The 16102-nt window shown below is 65.6% G+C and carries 12 protein-coding genes; 4 read left to right on the top strand and 8 right to left on the bottom strand.

The annotated features are described in order from the left end of the window. Nucleotides 1-43: 43 nt before the first annotated feature. The 6 genes from gudD to IVA96_RS33525 all read right to left on the bottom strand — a co-directional run bounded on the left by gudD (nucleotide 44) and on the right by IVA96_RS33525 (nucleotide 8436). A complete protein-coding gene (gudD, locus tag IVA96_RS33550; RefSeq protein WP_247421927.1) occupies nucleotides 44-1387 on the bottom strand; it encodes a glucarate dehydratase in 1344 nt (447 codons plus the stop codon). Nucleotides 1388-1413: 26 nt separating this feature from the next. Then, nucleotides 1414-2358 carry a 5-dehydro-4-deoxyglucarate dehydratase gene (kdgD, locus tag IVA96_RS33545; protein WP_247421925.1) on the bottom strand — a complete coding sequence of 315 codons (945 nt, stop codon included), beginning with the start codon at nucleotides 2356-2358 and terminating at the stop codon, nucleotides 1414-1416. Nucleotides 2359-2481: 123 nt separating this feature from the next. Next, nucleotides 2482-3387, bottom strand: coding sequence for a LysR substrate-binding domain-containing protein (locus IVA96_RS33540; protein ID WP_247421924.1), 906 nt, complete (start codon nucleotides 3385-3387; stop codon nucleotides 2482-2484). Between the two features lie 126 nt (nucleotides 3388-3513). After that, the gene (locus tag IVA96_RS33535; protein WP_247421923.1) at nucleotides 3514-4866 is read right to left on the bottom strand and encodes an MFS transporter; all 1353 of its coding nucleotides are present in this window, start codon (nucleotides 4864-4866) and stop codon (nucleotides 3514-3516) included. A gap of 455 nt (nucleotides 4867-5321) precedes the next feature. Then, the gene (locus tag IVA96_RS33530) at nucleotides 5322-7274 is read right to left on the bottom strand and encodes a hypothetical protein (RefSeq protein WP_247421921.1); all 1953 of its coding nucleotides are present in this window, start codon (nucleotides 7272-7274) and stop codon (nucleotides 5322-5324) included. Between the two features lie 79 nt (nucleotides 7275-7353). Next, on the bottom strand, nucleotides 7354-8436 hold the full coding sequence (locus IVA96_RS33525; protein ID WP_247421917.1) for a YbhN family protein: 1083 nt from the start codon (nucleotides 8434-8436) through the stop codon (nucleotides 7354-7356). 427 nt (nucleotides 8437-8863) lie between these two features. Between IVA96_RS33525 and IVA96_RS33520 the strand changes: the two genes are divergently transcribed. From IVA96_RS33520 to IVA96_RS33510, 3 genes are all read left to right on the top strand, one after another. Beyond that, nucleotides 8864-9370, top strand: a complete 507-nt coding sequence (locus tag IVA96_RS33520) for a ferritin-like domain-containing protein (protein WP_247421914.1) — start codon at nucleotides 8864-8866, stop codon at nucleotides 9368-9370. Between the two features lie 209 nt (nucleotides 9371-9579). Next, nucleotides 9580-10989, top strand: coding sequence for an MFS transporter (locus IVA96_RS33515; RefSeq protein ID WP_247421912.1), 1410 nt, complete (start codon nucleotides 9580-9582; stop codon nucleotides 10987-10989). A 111-nt stretch (nucleotides 10990-11100) separates the two neighbouring features. Then, a complete protein-coding gene (locus tag IVA96_RS33510; protein ID WP_247421910.1) occupies nucleotides 11101-13500 on the top strand; it encodes an EAL domain-containing protein in 2400 nt (799 codons plus the stop codon). Between the two features lie 4 nt (nucleotides 13501-13504). Here IVA96_RS33510 and IVA96_RS33505 read toward each other — a convergent pair whose 3' ends face one another. Continuing rightward, nucleotides 13505-13939 (bottom strand): hypothetical protein, encoded by a 435-nt coding sequence (locus IVA96_RS33505; protein ID WP_247421907.1) that lies wholly within the window; start codon nucleotides 13937-13939, stop codon nucleotides 13505-13507. A 78-nt stretch (nucleotides 13940-14017) separates the two neighbouring features. Between IVA96_RS33505 and IVA96_RS33500 the strand changes: the two genes are divergently transcribed. Continuing rightward, nucleotides 14018-14599 carry a hypothetical protein gene (locus IVA96_RS33500; protein WP_247421905.1) on the top strand — a complete coding sequence of 194 codons (582 nt, stop codon included), beginning with the start codon at nucleotides 14018-14020 and terminating at the stop codon, nucleotides 14597-14599. Nucleotides 14600-14606: 7 nt separating this feature from the next. On the opposite strand, the gene IVA96_RS33495 is transcribed toward IVA96_RS33500, so the two are convergent. Further along, complete coding sequence (locus tag IVA96_RS33495; protein WP_247421902.1) at nucleotides 14607-15950, bottom strand: PLP-dependent aminotransferase family protein; 1344 nt, start codon at nucleotides 15948-15950, stop codon at nucleotides 14607-14609. Nucleotides 15951-16102 lie beyond the last annotated feature (152 nt).

The following is a 16102-nucleotide window of genomic DNA, read 5'->3' as shown; positions in this document are numbered from 1 at the left end:
CGGAAAACCGGTACCCACTTTTCCGGGATCATGCCTGGGTTTCTTAGCGAACGAGGCAGGGACGCTTGTCGTCGAAGGTCCAGCCGGGGATCAGGTCCTGCATGGCAATAGCGTCATCCCGGGCGCCAAGTCCATGCTGCTTGTAGAGGTCATGCGCGGCGTCGATGGCGGCCCTGTCGATTTCGATACCCAGACCAGGTCTCTCGGGGACGGCAATCTTGCCGCCCTTGATCTGGAGCGGCTCCTTGGTGAGCGCCTGGCCGTCCTGCCAGATCCAGTGGGTGTCGATCGCGGTGACCTTGCCGGGTGCGGCGGCGCCGACATGGGTGAACATGGCGAGCGAAATGTCGAAATGGTTGTTGGAGTGCGAGCCCCATGTCAGACCATTGTCGCGGCAGGTCTGGGCGACGCGCACCGAGCCTTGCATGGTCCAGAAATGGGGATCGGCCAGCGGAATGTCCACCGCGCCGAGACGCAGCGCATGGGAAAGCTGCCGCCAATCGGTCGCGATCATATTGGTCGCGGTCGGCAAGCCCGTGGCGCGGCGGAACTCGGCCATGATCTCGCGGCCGGAAAAGCCGGCCTCGGCGCCGCAGGGGTCCTCGGCGTAAGCGAGGATGCCGTGCATGTCCTTGCAAAGCCGGACAGCCTGATCTAGCGACCAGGCGCCGTTGGGATCGAGCGTGACGCGCGCGTTCGGGAAGCGTTTTGCGATGGCGGTGACCGCCTCGATCTCCTGCTCGCCGCGGAGCACGCCGCCTTTGAGCTTGAAATCGGCGAAGCCGTAATGGTCGTGGGTGGCCTCGGCGAGCCGCACCACGGTCTCCGGCGTCATCGCCTCCTGGTGACGGAGGTTGAACCATTCCGCCTTGCCGGTCTCGCCTTCCATATAGGGCAGCCGGGATTTGCGCCGGTCGCCGACGAAGAAGAGGTAGCCGAGCGTCTCGACGCTCTTGCGCTGCTGGCCCTCGCCGAGCAGCGCCGCGACGGGCAGGCCCAGATGCTGGCCGAGCAAATCGAGCAGCGCGGATTCGATCGCCGTGACCGCGTGGATCATGATGCGCAGGTCGAACGTCTGCTTGCCGCGGCCGCCGGCGTCGCGGTCGGCGAAAGCGGTGCGGACGTCGGCGAGGATGTTGTTCATGGCGCCGACGGTCTTGCCGATCACGAGATCGCGGGCGTCCTGGAGCGTTTGCCAGATCTTCTGCCCGCCGGGCACCTCACCGACGCCGGTATGACCGGAATTGTCGGTGAGGATGACGATGTTGCGGGTGAAGAACGGCGCATGTGCGCCGCTCAAATTGAGGAGCATGCTGTCGCGGCCCGCGACCGGGATCACCTGCATCGCCGTGACGACCGGTGCGCCAGAGATCTCCGTCTGGACCATCGCACGCTCCTCTCTATTATCGTTCGTTATTCTGCTGCCTGTTGTGTCGATCGGATGGCGGGCAGATTCTTTACTAGCGCGGTCAGTTCCGCCACCTCCTGCTCGGCGAGATCGGTCAGCGGCGGACGGACCGGGCCGGAGTCGCGGCCGATCACCTTCATGCCGGCCTTGATGATCGAGACTGCATAGCCCTTCTTGCGGTTGCGGATCGCGATCAGCGGCAGGATGAAGTTCTTCAGGCCGGCGTGGATCGTCTGGTGGTCGCGCTTGCGCACGGCCGCGTAGAAGTTGGTGGCGAATTCCGGCACGAAGTTGAACACGGCCGAGGAATAGGTCGTCACGCCCATGTCGAGATAGGGCAGCGCGAAGGTCTCCGCGGTCGGCAGGCCGCCGATATAGGTCAGGCGGTCGCCGAGCTTGGTGTAGACGCGGGTCATCAGCTCGATGTCGCCAATGCCGTCCTTGTAGCCGACGAGGTTCGGGCAGCGCTCGGCAAGGCGAGCCAGCGTGTCGGGCTGGAGAATGGCGTTGTCGCGGTTGTAGACGATGACGCCGATCTTCACGGCGGCGCAGACTGCCTCGACATGGGCGGCGAGACCCTCTTGCTCGGCATGCGTGAGATAGGGCGGCAGCAGCAGCAAGCCGTCGGCGCCGGCCTTCTCGGCACCAATGGCGATTTCGCGCGCGATCGCGGTGCCGTAGCCGGTGCCGGCGAGCACGGGCACGCGGCCCTTGGTCTCCTCGACGGCGATCTTGACGATTTGCGGAACCTCGGTCGGCGTTAGCGAGAAGAACTCACCGGTGCCGCCGGCGGCGAACAGGCCGGCGACGTCATAGCCGCACAGCCAGTCCATGTTGGCGCGGTAGGTCGCCTCGTCGAAGGAGTAGTCAGCCCTGAACGGCGTGACGGGGAAGGACAGGAGGCCAGATCCGATCTTCTGGGCCATCTCCGGCGGGGTCATCTTGCTCATGGGCGCGGCTCCCTTCTTGCGTGTTGTGAAGGACGCAAGCCTGCGCGTCCATGGGCCGGTGTTTAGGAGACCGTTCGATGCGCGTCCAAGCCAAAGCCTATATCGACTGATGCAGATTGAGCATCAATCCTCTGTCACCTCCGCGGAGGACAATTCACCGGCGATTTTGACGAGGGCCGAGAGCAACGGATTCTCGTCGTCACGGCGCCAGACCATGAAGAGCTCGACCGGAAGGCGGGTGCGCAGCTTCAGCGGCCGCAGCCGCACGTCGGAGATCTTCAGACTCGCCGCCGCCGCCGGCACGATGGCGAGGCCGAGGCCGGCGCGCACCATGGCGAGGATCGAATGGATCTGGCTGAGATGCTGGACATAGCGCGGCAGCACGTCGGCGCGCGTGAACAGCGCCACCAGCAGGTCGTGAAAGTAGCGGCTCTCGTAAGGCGAATACATCACGAAGGGCTGGTCGTCGAAATCCTTGATGGTGACGCTGTCGGCGTTCGCCAGCGGATGCTTCTTCGGGATCGCGGCGAGCAGGGGCTCCGCGACGACGCGGCGGCTGGCGAGCTCTGGACGCGCGATCGGCGGCCTCAGCAGGCCGGCGTCGATCTGGCCCGAGGTCAGCGCCTCGAACTGGTCGCCGGACACCATCTCCTTCAGCGAGAAATCCACTTCGGGCAGCTTTGCGCGGCAGGCGGCGACGAGCTCAGGCAGGAAGCCGTAGGCCGCGGCGGCCGTGAAGCCGATCTTCAGCGAGCCGGTCTTGCCGAGCGCGATGCGGCGGGCGACCTGCGAGGCGCTTTCCGCAAGCTTGAGGATGCGCCGCGCCTCCGGCAGGAAGCTTCGCCCCGCGGGCGTCAGGCGCACCGAGCGGCTGGTACGCTCCAGAAGCGGCGCATCGATGATGTGCTCGAGCACCTGGATCTGCCGCGACAAAGGCGGCTGGGTCATGTTCAGCCGCGCGGCGGCGCGGCCGAAATGCAATTCCTCCGCCACCGTGACGAAACAGCGGAGCTGGTTGAGGTCGAACATCGATACATGCCTTAGATGGATAAGGCGTTTCCCCGACACTTCTAGCATCGATCACCCCCAAAACAAAGACGGCGGCTGATTAAGCCGCCGTTGAGTTGCCTGGTCCGCTCCGATTGCTCGGAGCTCTCAGGAGGAACGTTTGAGCATCACCCGCTCGATCTTGCCGACGATCACAACATAGGCGAACGCCGCCACCAGCGCGTTGAGACCAACGAACACCAGCGCGCCGTTGAACGAACCGGTTGCGGCCAGGATGTAGCCGATCACGATCGGGGTGGTGATCGAGGAGAGATTGCCGAACGTGTTGAACAGGCCGCCGGAGACGCCGCTGGCTTCCTTCGGCGAGGTGTCGGAGACGACCGCCCAGCCGAGCGCGCCGATGCCCTTGCCGAAGAAGGCGAGCGCCATGAAGCCGACCACGAACGCCTGTCCGTCGACATAATTGCAGGCGATGATCGACATCGATAGCAGCATGCCGCCGACAATCGGGATCTTGCGCGCCAGGGTCAGCGAGCCCGTCTTGCGCAGGATGGCGTCGGAGATGATGCCGCCAAGCACGCCGCCGATGAAGCCGCACAGCGCCGGGAGCGTCGCGACGAAGCCGGCTTGCAGGATCGACAGCCCACGCTCCTTGACGAGGTAGACCGGAAACCAGGTCAGGAAGAAATAGGTCAGCGTGTTGATGCAATACTGGCCGAGATAGACGCCGAGCATCATGCGGTTGGAGAGCAACTGGCGGATGTGGTCCCACCCGGAGCCGGATTGAGGCGCGCGCTCCTGCTTCAGATCGTCCTTGGACGCGTCGAGATCGACCAGCGCGCCGCCCTCCTTGATGTAGTCGAACTCGGCATCACTGATCGAAGGATGCTCCTCCGGGCCGTAGATGGTCTTGATCCAGATGAGGCCCATGACGACGCCGAGCGCGCCCATCACGAAGAACACGAAGCGCCAGCCGTAGGCGTGCGCGATCCAGCCCATCAGCGGCGCGAAGATCACGGTCGCGAAATACTGCCCCGAATTGAAGAACGCCGACGCGGTGCCGCGCTCGTTGCCCGGAAACCAGGCCGCGACGATGCGCGCATTGGCGGGGAAGGAGGGCGCTTCGGCGATGCCGACCAGGAAGCGTAACGCGAACAGCACGACGATCGCGGTGCCGGTGCTGAAAAAGCCGACCCAGCCCTGCATCATCGTGAAGATCGACCAGACGATGATGCTGAAGGCATAGACGAGGCGCGAGCCGTAGCGGTCGAGCAACCAGCCGCCCGGCACCTGCGCGATCACATAGGACCAGCCGAACGCCGAGAAGATGTAGCCCATCGCGACCGGATCGAGATGCAGCTCCTTGGAGAGTGCGGGGCCTGCGATCGACAGCGTGGCGCGGTCGGCGTAATTGACGGTGGTGACCAGGAACAACATGGTCACGATGAACAGCCTGACGCGAGACCGCCTCACGTCCGCTGCGGACACCACTGCGCTCATCACGCGCCTCCTTAGAACTCGAACATTTCCTCAAGGCGACTCCTAGAGGCGCGCGCGGCAAAGTGTCCAAGTTCAAGGGGGTATCGATCGATGCCGTTTTTGGATTGATGGAACGGCAGACAAGGGGAACGATGCGACGTGACGAGAATGCGCGAGCGCAGTTTGGCTACGGCGCACTACACGAGCCAACCCGCCGTCATTCCCCGCGAAGGCGGAAATCCAGTACGCCGCGGCTTCTCGGTTCAATCACAACCGCCTCGGAGTACTGGATCGCCTGCCCGCGCGGGCGACGACACCGAGAGTGTGGGCCAAGCTCGTCATTGCGAGCCAACGGGTCCGCGCGAAGCGCGGCCCGATGACAGGCTCCGCGAAGCAATCCAGAATCTTGCCGCGGAGGGACTCTGGATTGCTTCGCTGCGCCCGCAATGACAGGGAGGAGAGAGCTCGTCGTCGTCCTACTGCCGCGCGCTCGGAAGTAGCTGCGGCAGAAATCCGCGCGTCACGCTTGGCGGCACTGCATCCAGCCCGAGCACGGCGCTCGCGGCAGGCAGTGCGGCATCGGCCATCGCGGCGTGGCCTTCGGCGCTTGGATGCACGGCGCCGCCATAGACGGCGGAGAGCACGCCCCAGGTGGCGTCGTGGATGTCGGTCGGCTGGCTCGCGGCCGGCAATCCTTGCGGATAGGTCATCGCAGCAAAATAGCTATCGTTGGCGTCGCGGATCCAGCGGGCACGGGGCAGGTAGGCGCGATATTCCGAGGCGCCGCGACCGCACAGCATCGGCTGACTCGCCGCCGTCACGATGTCGGGATTGAAGCTCTGGCCGTTCTCGGCAAAGCAGGTGCGGTCGAATTCGGGATCGTTGCCGGAATGGGCGCAGAAGCCGTGATCGGCGAACGCGGCCTGGTGCGCATCGACGAAGGTCATGCGGTCGGCTTCGGTATCGCGGCAGAGCGCGCCGCGGGTACAGGTGGCGAGCCCCTTCAGCTGCGGCAGGAATTCGGTGTCGACGAAGGTGGAGACCCGGGCGAGGCGCTGCGGATCGGCATTGAAAGATGGATGGATGTCGAAGCCGCCACGGCCGCCGCGGCAGGGCACGCCGCCGTCGGCGAGCGCCGGGTTGGCGTAGGAGACATAGACCACATGTGAGAGGTCGCCGCCGACCAGCGGCTTCAGCGCCTCGCGCAGCTTGACGAAATTCTGCGGCAGCTCGCGCGCCAGCGCATCGCGGGAATCGTCGACGCTCGCCATCACGCCGGAGCGGCGGAACAGTGCGCGCTCGGTCGCGGTGTCGACGATGACGTCGGCGACGAGGCCGGAAAAATAGACGTCGTTGGCGCCCACCGAGAGCAGCACGAGATCGAGCGTGCGGTCGGGCTGGCGTTTCTTCGCCGCGGTGAGCGCTTCGCGCAGCTCGGCGACCTGCGCGTTCACGCTGGTGTTGCAGACGCCGGTCTTGCCGGGCGGGCATTCGCGGGCGCGCTGCGAGCCGAGCAGTCCGTCGCCGATGCCGGCGCCGGTGCAGGCGAGCGGCAGGAAGGTCACGGCGATGTGGGTGTAGCGCACCGCGAGCGCCAGCGCGGTGCGGGCCTGATAGCTGTAGAGCGAGCGGTGACAGGGCGCGTTGAACCAGAGCGCACTGTAGCGTTGCCAGTTGGCGAGCGTGTCCGGCGCCTCGCAGGCGCGGCCGCCTTTGAAGCCGGCGCGGCTCGGCCGATAGTACTGCGCGCCGGCGGTGCCGAGATAGGAGCGGAAGCAGAAACCTTCGTCCGACAGCGCCAGCGGCCGGTCCGGATTGCCTTCGCCGGAGGCGATACTGTCCCCGAGGCCGGCAACGAAAATGTCGCGAACCTGGATCTCAGCCTGGACCCGCTGGGTCGGATCGGAGCCGGAGGAGACGTCGACGGTCGCGACCGTCTGCTTGCCGTAACGGACGCGCAAATTGACCGGCTCGGCGCAATCGAAGGTCGACGCTTGCGGCCCGTCGCCGTCATCGAACGACCAGGCGCAGGTGGCGCCGACCGGCACTGCGCCGAGGAGGCGCACAGTGACGGGATGATCGATCGGGGTGATGTAGTTCTCCTTGACGTTGTCGCGGGTGCAGGGCTGGTTGACCCGGCCCTGGAGGTCGATGCAGAGCCGGTTGACCATGTTGCGGGCCCAGCCGCGGCCCTCGCTCTGGAGCTCCAGCGACTGCTCGGCGGCCAGGATGCTGCGGTTGCGCGCATTCTCGACATGGAGCAGGAAATCGCGCTCTTCGCGGAACAGGCGGAAGCGGTTGCGCACCTCCCAGCTGATCTGCATGGCGCCGGCGTCCTGAGCGGCAGCGCGCTCGAGCGGCAAAGCGGTCAGAATCCCGGCAAGCAGGAGGGCGCCTGCGGAGAAGGTGCGAAAGGAGGGAGGGATCATGGCCCGCGTGTTCAACGGCAAAGTTGAGGCGGAAATAAGAGGGGATAGCTGCCCCGCCCGCAACCTATGTCTGAGTGGCCTACCGCTTGCCGGCCTGCCGCAGCGCACGCTCGCGCTCCATCGCGGCCACCTGCTTGGGCAGGTTGGCCTGGGTGCAGGCCTCCGCCAGCCGCCGCCGCTCCTGCCACGGCGCGACCACGTTCATCCAGAGCTCGCGCGTGCCCATGATGGAGATGGCGAGGCCGAACGGGATCACGAAATAGAGGATGCGGAACACCAGCAGCGTCGCCAGAAGCTCCTCGCGGCCGAATTCGGGAAGCGCCACCAGCATGGCGGCATCGAATACGCCGATCGAGCCCGGCGCATGGCTGGCAAAGCCGAGCAGCGTTGCCAGGATGAACACAACGGCGAGCGACATGAAGTCGATCGGTGGATTGGCCGGCATCAGCAGGTACATCGCCGTGGCGCAGAAGCCGAGATCGATCACGCCGATCAGGATCTGCACCAGCGTCAGGGGCGCCGAGGGCAGCACCACCTTCCAGCCCTTCTGGCCGAGCTCGCGCCGTTTCTCACCCATGCAGAGCCAGACCAGATAAGCGCCGATCGAGGCGAGGCCGCCGAGCGCGATCAACCGGTTGATCGACGACGGCAGCTGATCCATCGACGACGCCGCACCCGGATGGATGGCCATGCCGATCGAGAGCACGAAGATGTTACCGAGCCAGAAGGTCAGGCCGGACAGGAAGCAGATTTTGGCGACGTCGATCGCGTTCAGCCCATAATCCGAATATATCCGGAAGCGGATCGCTCCGCCGGTGAAGACGGTAGCGCCGATGTTGTGGCCGATCGAATAGGACGTGAAGCTGGAGAGCGCCGCGATGCGATAAGGCACGTGCTTCTTGCCGATCGTTCGCAGTGCGAAAAAGTCGTAGAATGTCAGCGTGCAGAACGCGAAGAAGACGCAGATCGCCGCCAGACCGATATTCCCGCGAGGAATCTCGGTCAACGCCGTCAAGATAACTCCGGTATCGATGCCCTTGAGGGTCCGCACCAGCGTGGTGATTGCGAAGGCAATGATGAAGACGCTCGCGGCAATGCCGAGCCGTCGCCAGCCAATCCATCTATTGAAGCCGCGTTTCAGCGCGGGCAGCAGTCCGTGCATTCATCCTCCCGGCGGGGGGCAAGACCGATCCGGCCAGGCATTGGCCAGTGCGGGTACGATGACGGCCAAAGGGCAGGCGTCGATCGCTTGGCATGATCCAGCTCATTTAAGGCAAAAACAGCGGCTTGTGCAGCCCTTGACAACAATAGGTTCTGCGTTGGACCAGCCACTTTTGTCATATGTGGTTCACATCCGACGCGCGTTAAGCATATGAGTCGCGACGTGCGGTTCGGAAAGCGCATTCGTGTTTAAGGAGGATGGTTTCAAATCCTGGCGCCGTCGGCATTGTTCCAGCGCAAGCGAAGGGTGTCTTGGAACGTCGGTGCCGCGTGCTCGTTAGGCCCCATCAGCAACCGGACATGGCGGAACAGGCGGCCTTTCGTGCAGGCCCATGCCGTCGTGTTCCCGAACCGAGAGGACCGGAACGATGGGACTGTTCACAAAAGACATCAAAACCATGAACGACCTGTTCGTGCACCAGCTCCAGGATATCTATTACGCCGAGCAGCAGCTCACCAAGGCGCTGCCGAAAATGGCCAGCAAGGCCACCGACCCGCAGCTGAAACAGGGCTTTTTGACGCACCTTGAAGAAACCAAGCAGCACGTGGCGCGTCTCGAGGAAGTGTTGAAGATGCACGGCGTCGCCGTGAAGGCGATCGACTGCCCGGCGATCGACGGCATCATCGAGGAAGCCGACGAGACGGCGGGCGAAGTTGCCGACAAGGCCGTGCTCGACGCGGCGCTGATCAATGCGGCCCAAGCCGCTGAGCATTACGAGATCGCCCGCTACGGCAGCCTGATCGCCTGGGCCAAGCAGCTCGGCCGCAATGATTGCGCGGCGGTGCTTGCCAAGACGCTTGAGGAGGAGAAGGCGACCGACAAGAAGCTGACGACGCTCGCCGAGAGCAAGGTGAATCTGCGCGCGGCGAGCTGAGGCAAGACGGAGCCAAGACGACGACGCCGCGCGATGGTCGCGCGGCGTCTTATTTCCGGCGCATCCCAGTGCGCCACTGCGCACAAGACGGGCGATGCACTTTATGGGTGGCGGCCGGGCGCAGCCACATCCATTATTCGACCATTGTCGAAACATGACGGCCCGCCGGAGGGGTATATTTCGCATGGGGCTGCAAGCGAGGTGGCAGCATGCGAGCAAGCACCATCAAACACCGAACCTTAGACAAGGCGAGTGCTGCGCCGCGGGCCCGCTCGCATCTTGCAACCTCCCTCACGCTTGCCGCCATGAGCCTCGGCTATGGCGTGGTGCAGCTCGACGTCACCATCGTCAACACCGCGCTCGATGCAATGGGCAGGGCGCTCGGCGGCGGGGTCGCCGAGCTGCAATGGGTGGTCAGCGCCTACACCATCGCGTTTGCAGCCTTCATCCTCACGGCCGGTGCGCTGGGTGACCGGATCGGCGCCAAGCGCGTCTTCATGGCGGGGTTCGCCATCTTCACCGCGGCCTCGCTCGCCTGTGCGCTGTCGCCCAATGCGGTCGTGCTGATCGCAGCACGGCTAGTTCAGGGCCTGGCGGCGGCGATCCTGGTGCCGAATTCTCTTGCCCTGCTCAATCATGCCTATGCGGACGACCGCGAGCGCGGCCGCGCCGTCGCGGTCTGGGCCGCCGGAGCAAGCCTTGCACTCACCGCCGGCCCCTTTGTCGGCGGCGCGTTGATCACGCTGGTCAGCTGGCGCGCGATCTTCCTGGTCAATCTGCCGATCGGGCTCGCGGGCCTGTGGCTGAGCTGGCGCTATGCCAGCGAGACCACGCGCGCGCGCTCGCGCGAGATCGATCTGCCTGGCCAGCTGGCTGCGATCGGTGCGCTGGGCGCGCTTGCCGGAGCAATCATCGAAGGCGGGGCGCTCGGCTGGGACCATCCGGCCGTGATCGCAGCCTTTGTCGGCGCCGCCATTCTCGCCGTGCTCTTTGTCTGGCGTGAGAGCCGGGCGGCGCAGCCGATGCTGCCGCTGTCATTGTTCGGCCAGCGGCTGTTCACGCTGACCTCGCTCGTGGGACTGCTGGTGAACATCGCGATCTACGGCCTGATCTTCGTGCTCAGCCTGTATTTCCAGAGGATCAACGGGCTGTCGGCATGGTGGACCGGGCTTGCCTTCGTGCCGATGATGGCGGCGGTTCTGCCGGTCAATCTGCTGGCGCCGCGCCTGGCCGAGCGCATCGGCTCGTGCCCGACCATCATCCTCGGCGCCTGCATCTCGGCAATCGGCTGTCTCGGCCTGCTCTGGATCGAAGCCGGGACCAGCTACTGGGCGATCTGCGCGCAGACGATCGCGATCAGCGGAGGGCTCGGCCTACTGGTGCCGCCGCTGACGTCAACGCTGCTCGGCAGCGTCGAGAAGGCGCGTTCCGGCATCGCGGCCGGCGTCCTGAACGCGACGCGGCAGACCGGCAGTGTGCTCGGCGTTGCTCTGTTCGGTTCGCTGGTGGCGTCTGACCGTGCGTTCATGACAGGGCTGCATCTGTCGCTGGTCATCTCGGCGGCGGTCTTGCTGATTGCCGCCGCCGTCATCGGCGTCGGTGCGCCGGCGCGAGGATGAACAATTGAGCGAACGCACACATCTCCCATTCACCATTCCCGGAGCAGGTTTGTAGCCAGTTACCAATCGTCCATCTCTGTCGGCTCAAGTGCCGGTCGATAGGGGCCGGCGATGTATCAAGTTCTCTTCTGTCTCACCGACGAGCACGATTGGCGACTGGTCGCGCTTGGCGCTGCGGTGTGTCTGCTCGCCAGCGCGGCGGCAATCAGCCTGTTTCAACGCGCACGCGCGACGCAGGGGCCCGGGCGTCTGGTCTGGATCGCTCTGGATGCCGCCGTCAGCGGATGCGGCATCTGGGCGACGCATTTCATCGCGATGCTCGCCTACGGGCCGGGCGGTGCCGGCGCCTACAACATCCCGGTAACGCTCCTCTCCTTGATCCTTGCGATCTCCGTGACCTTCGTGGGGCTGAGCATCGCGGTATCGTCCTCGCGCCAGGTGTGGATCGCCCTCGGCGGCGCGATTGTCGGCTCTGGTGTTGCGGCGATGCACTACACCGGCATGGCGGCGCTGGAGATTCCGGCGCGGGTGGCCTGGATCGGAAGCACGGTTGCCGCCTCGGTGCTGTTCGGAATCGTCTTTGCGGCCTTCGCATTGTTCATCGCCGCGCGGCGCGACGACCTCTCCCATGCGCTGAGCGCGACTGCGCTGCTGACGCTTGCCATCGTCGCGCATCATTTCACCGCGATGGGAGCGGTGCTGCTGACGCCGGACCCGACCCGCGCGATCAGCGGGCTCTCCATCCCGCCGGCCTCGCTGTCCTTCCTCACCGCCAGCGCTGCGGTCGCGATCATCGCGATTGCGCTCGTGGCCGCGCTGCTCGACCGCCGCGCCAAGGGCGAACTGGGGCGCCAGCAGATCGTGCTGGACAGCGCCCTCGAGAACATGTCGCAAGGACTGTGCATGTTTGACGCGAACGGCAAGATCATCCTGTTCAACGAGCGCTATGCCGCGATGCTCCGTCGCACCGACATCCTGCTCACCGGCCGCCTTTTGGTCGACGTGCTTAGGGAAGAGCAGGCGAACGGCCAGTGGCAGGGCGACGCGGATCAATTCTTCGCCCGCCTCGTCGCCGACGCGCGGGAGGGACGCACCACGACCGACGTCGTCAACCGGTTCGGCCGCTCCATCCGGGTGGTCAACCAGCCGATGCAGGGCGGCGGCTGGGTCGCCACTTTCGAGGACATCACCGAATGGCTGGAGGCGCAGGCCAAGATCTCGCACATGGCGCGCCATGATGCGCTGACCAGCCTGCCGAACCGCGTGCTGTTCCACGAACAACTCGAGCATGGGCTGCGCCGGACCACGTCGGGCGACCAGCTCGCGGTGCTTTGTCTTGATCTCGATCACTTCAAGGACATCAACGACTCGCTCGGCCACCCCATCGGCGATGCGCTGCTAAAGGAAGTCGGCCGCAGGCTGAAGTCCACCGTCGGCGAGCACGACACCGTGGCGCGGCTCGGCGGCGACGAGTTTGCGGTGGTCCAGATCGGACGTTCCGAGGAAACCGCTGCGAGATCGCTTGCCGGGCGCCTGGTCGAGGTGATCTCGGCGCCTTACGAGATCGACGACCATCAGATCGTGATCGGCGTCTCGATCGGCATCTCGCTGTCGCCGCAGGATGGCAGCCATCCGGACGAGCTCCTGAAGAACGCAGACCTCGCGCTCTACCGCGCCAAGGCGGACGGCCGCGGCACCTATCGCTTCTTCGAGACCGGCATGGATGCGCGCGCGCAGGCGCGGCGCCTCCTGGAAATGGATCTGCGCGCGGCGCTGCAACGTGACGAGTTCGTAGCGTATTATCAGCCGATCCGTGACGTCGCGAGCGGCCGCGTCGTCGCCTTCGAGGCGCTGCTGCGCTGGAACCACCCGCAGCGCGGGCTGATCGCACCGATCAGCTTCATACCGCTGGCCGAGGAGACCGGGCTCATCGTTCAGCTCGGCGAGTTCGTGCTGCGCTCCGCCTGCACCGACGCGGCGACCTGGCCCGACGATGTCGACGTCGCCGTCAACCTGTCGCCGGTGCAGTTCAAGAGCCCGAACCTGATCGCATCGGTGACCGAGGCGCTGGCCATCTCGGGACTTGATGCGCGCCGCCTCGAGCTCGAGATCACCGAATCGGTGCTGCTCCAGAACAGCGAGGCGACGCTGACGACCCTGCACGAGCTGCGCGCGATGGGCGTGCGGATCTCGCTCGACGATTTCGGCACCGGTTATTCGTCGCTGAGCTATTTGCGCAGCTTCCCGTTCGACAAGATCAAGATCGATCGCTCGTTCGTATCGGAGCTGGCGACGCGCGAGGATTCCATGGCGATCATCCGCGCTGTGACCGGCCTCGGCCGCAGCCTCGGTATCGTCACCACGGCGGAAGGCGTCGAGAACGACGCGCAGCTCGAGCTGCTCCGGCGTGAAGGCTGTACCCAGGCGCAAGGCTATTTGTTCAGCAAGCCGCGGCCTGCTTCCGATATCGCGATCATGCTGGACCGGCCGCGGCTACTCGCGTCGGCGTGATGGCCTAGCCGCGGCGCACCGCAAAATGCGCGCCGCAAAATGCCATCACAGCGCCGAGGCACAGCGCAGCGAGCCCGGCCAGGACGCCCGAGACCGTTGGGATCGGGCTCGGTGCCGAGGCCGCCTGGCCCGCGCCCGCGAGCAGTAGCACGCCGACTGCGATCAGGAATTGGCGCATCCGTTGCGGGATCTGGCCGGAGACGGCGCTCTGCATCAATGATGCCGTGAAATAGCCGCCGGAAAAGCCGACGGTGGCGATCAGCCACCAGGCGATCGCCGCGCCGGCCGGGATGAACTCATGCGTGTCGGCGCGCCAGAGACCGCCGAGGTCGAGCCCGTAGCGCGCGCCCAGCATGTGCACCGCGAGCGCGAGCAGCACGCCGGAGATCACGGCGGCGCCGAGAATCAGGCGGCGCGGAAAAAAGGTCGTCTCAGCCATGCCCCGCTTGTAGGATGGGCGAGGGTGTTCGCGCAAGCGGATCGCTGACGGGATCGCGCGGACGGGATCGATGTCGAGATGCAGGTTTCGGATGCTGACGCAGTCACGAGCTATGCCTACAAGGCCTCGCTGATCGGTTCGGCGCACCGCTTCGAGCTGACGGACGAGGGCCTGTCCTGGCACATCGCCGGGCGCTCCGCGCTGTGGCGCTATGACGAGATCAGCGCGATCCGGCTGTCGTTCCGCCCAGTTTCGATGCAGCAGCACCGCTTTCGCGCCGATGTCAGCCACGCCGATGGTGGGCGCATCGCGATCCTGTCGACGAGCTGGCAAACGGCCGCGCTGATGGCGCCGCAGGACAGCGGTTTTCGCCAGTTCATCGTCGCGCTGCATGCACGCATGGCCAAGGCTGGCAGCCGGGCGACGCTGAGCGCGGGCCTCGGCCGCATGGCCTATGCGGCGGTGCTGGTCTTCCTTGCGGTGCTGACGGCGGCGATGGCGGTGCTGTTGATTCGCGCGCTGATGATCGGCGAGTTCGCCGGCGCGCTGTTCATCCTCGGCTTTGCCGCGCTGTTCGCCTGGCAGGTCGGCGGCTTCGTCCGGCGCAACCAGCCGCGGAGCTACAGCTTCGATCAATTGCCCCGGTCCTTGCTGCCATAGACGATCGCTACTCCGTCGAGTCGAAATCCTCTTCCTTGTTGCCGAGCAGCGAGACGATCGTGCGCAGGCCGGAATCGAGCTGCTCGGGCGACGGCGGAGCGAGCGCGAGCCGCACCGCATTCGGTGCATGACCATGAGCAATTGCGAACGTCGAGGACGGCGTCAGCGCGATGCCGCGCCGGGCTGCCGCGGCGACGAAGGTCTGCGAACGCCAATGCGGTGGCAGCGTCAGCCAGAGATGATAGGCGCGCGGATCGGCCGCGAGCTGGTAGCCGGCCAAGAGCCTCGCTGCGGTCTGCTGGCGGCGCGCGGCGTCGATGCGCTTCAGCCTTGTCAGCTCGGCGACGGTGCCGTCGGCCATCAGCCGCTGGCCCGACGCCAGCGCGTGGCCGGAGGCGATCCAGCCGCCGGTGCGGATCGCGCTCATCACGCTCTCGCGCAGATGCGGCGGCGCGACCAGGATGCCGAGCGCAAGGCCGGGCGCGACCTTCTTGGACAGGCTGTCGAGCACGATACAGCGGTCGGGCCCGAGCGCCGCGAGCGGCGCGTCGTCGGCGAGGAAGCCGTAGACGGCGTCCTCGATGATGGTGAGATCGAGCTTCTCGGCGATGCGCATGATGTCGGCGCGCCGCGTTGCGTTCATGGTGACGCCGAGCGGATTCTGGATGATGGGCTGGAGATACAGCGCCGACAGGTGGGCTTCGCGATGCGCTTTCTGGATGGCGTCGGGCCGCGCGCCGTGCTCGTCCATCGGGATCGGGACCAGCGTCACGCCGAGCCGCGCGGCGATGCTCTTGACGTAGGGATAGGTCAGGGCCTCGACACCGCAGCGGCCCCCGGTGGGGACGAGCGCTGCGAGCGCGGCCGCGAGTGACTGCTTGCCGTTGGCGGTAAAGAAAATCTGCTCGGCCTGCGGCGCGAAATCCTTGCGTGCGAGATAGGCGGCGGCCGCCACGCGCGCGCTCTTGGTGCCGGTGCTGGTCGAGACGCGCAGCGCGGATTCGAGCGCGTCGACGCGCTCGAGCCCCGCAAGGCTCTTGGCGATCATCGCCCATTGCTGGGGCAGCAGCGGATAATTGACCTCGAAATTGATGCGCGCGTCGACACGCTCCCTGATCGTCTCGACTTCGCGCCTGACATCGCCGGAGATGAAGGTGCCGCGGCCGACCTCGCCGACCACGAGCCCGCGACGGAGCAATTCGGTGTAAACCCGGCTCGCGGTCGAGACCGCGATGCCGCGGTCATAGGCAAAATTGCGCTGCGGCGGCAGCCGGTCGCCGGGCCTTAACCTGCCGTTAGTGATATCGGCCGCAATGGCATCGGCGAGCTTCACGTACTCGAACTTGGACATTATTGCACCGAGAGCAATGTTTTACTTGCTCCGAGCAGTGTACTGAAGCATTTAGGTTCCATCAAGTTCCGCGATTGAGCCGAGGAGAGCGAGAGCAATCCCACGGCAAATGAGGTGCAAGCGCTCGAAGCGTCTGCGCCAACGGCATCGGC

Source organism: Bradyrhizobium sp. 159, assembly GCF_023073795.1.
Classification (GTDB): domain Bacteria; phylum Pseudomonadota; class Alphaproteobacteria; order Rhizobiales; family Xanthobacteraceae; genus Bradyrhizobium.
This window is presented reverse-complemented; position numbering and strand designations above follow the sequence as displayed.

What these genes read in the sequence shown, in the direction of transcription:
- gudD (WP_247421927.1), bottom strand. Translation starts at nt 1,387, where the DNA reads ATGGTCCAGACGGAGATCTCTGGCGCACCGGTCGTCACGGCGATGCAG.
- kdgD (WP_247421925.1), bottom strand. Translation starts at nt 2,358, where the DNA reads ATGAGCAAGATGACCCCGCCGGAGATGGCCCAGAAGATCGGATCTGGC.
- IVA96_RS33540 (WP_247421924.1), bottom strand. Translation starts at nt 3,387, where the DNA reads ATGTTCGACCTCAACCAGCTCCGCTGTTTCGTCACGGTGGCGGAGGAA.
- IVA96_RS33535 (WP_247421923.1), bottom strand. Translation starts at nt 4,866, where the DNA reads ATGAGCGCAGTGGTGTCCGCAGCGGACGTGAGGCGGTCTCGCGTCAGG.
- IVA96_RS33530 (WP_247421921.1), bottom strand. Translation starts at nt 7,274, where the DNA reads ATGATCCCTCCCTCCTTTCGCACCTTCTCCGCAGGCGCCCTCCTGCTT.
- IVA96_RS33525 (WP_247421917.1), bottom strand. Translation starts at nt 8,436, where the DNA reads ATGCACGGACTGCTGCCCGCGCTGAAACGCGGCTTCAATAGATGGATT.
- IVA96_RS33520 (WP_247421914.1), top strand. Translation starts at nt 8,864, where the DNA reads ATGGGACTGTTCACAAAAGACATCAAAACCATGAACGACCTGTTCGTG.
- IVA96_RS33515 (WP_247421912.1), top strand. Translation starts at nt 9,580, where the DNA reads ATGCGAGCAAGCACCATCAAACACCGAACCTTAGACAAGGCGAGTGCT.
- IVA96_RS33510 (WP_247421910.1), top strand. Translation starts at nt 11,101, where the DNA reads ATGTATCAAGTTCTCTTCTGTCTCACCGACGAGCACGATTGGCGACTG.
- IVA96_RS33505 (WP_247421907.1), bottom strand. Translation starts at nt 13,939, where the DNA reads ATGGCTGAGACGACCTTTTTTCCGCGCCGCCTGATTCTCGGCGCCGCC.
- IVA96_RS33500 (WP_247421905.1), top strand. Translation starts at nt 14,018, where the DNA reads ATGCAGGTTTCGGATGCTGACGCAGTCACGAGCTATGCCTACAAGGCC.
- IVA96_RS33495 (WP_247421902.1), bottom strand. Translation starts at nt 15,950, where the DNA reads ATGTCCAAGTTCGAGTACGTGAAGCTCGCCGATGCCATTGCGGCCGAT.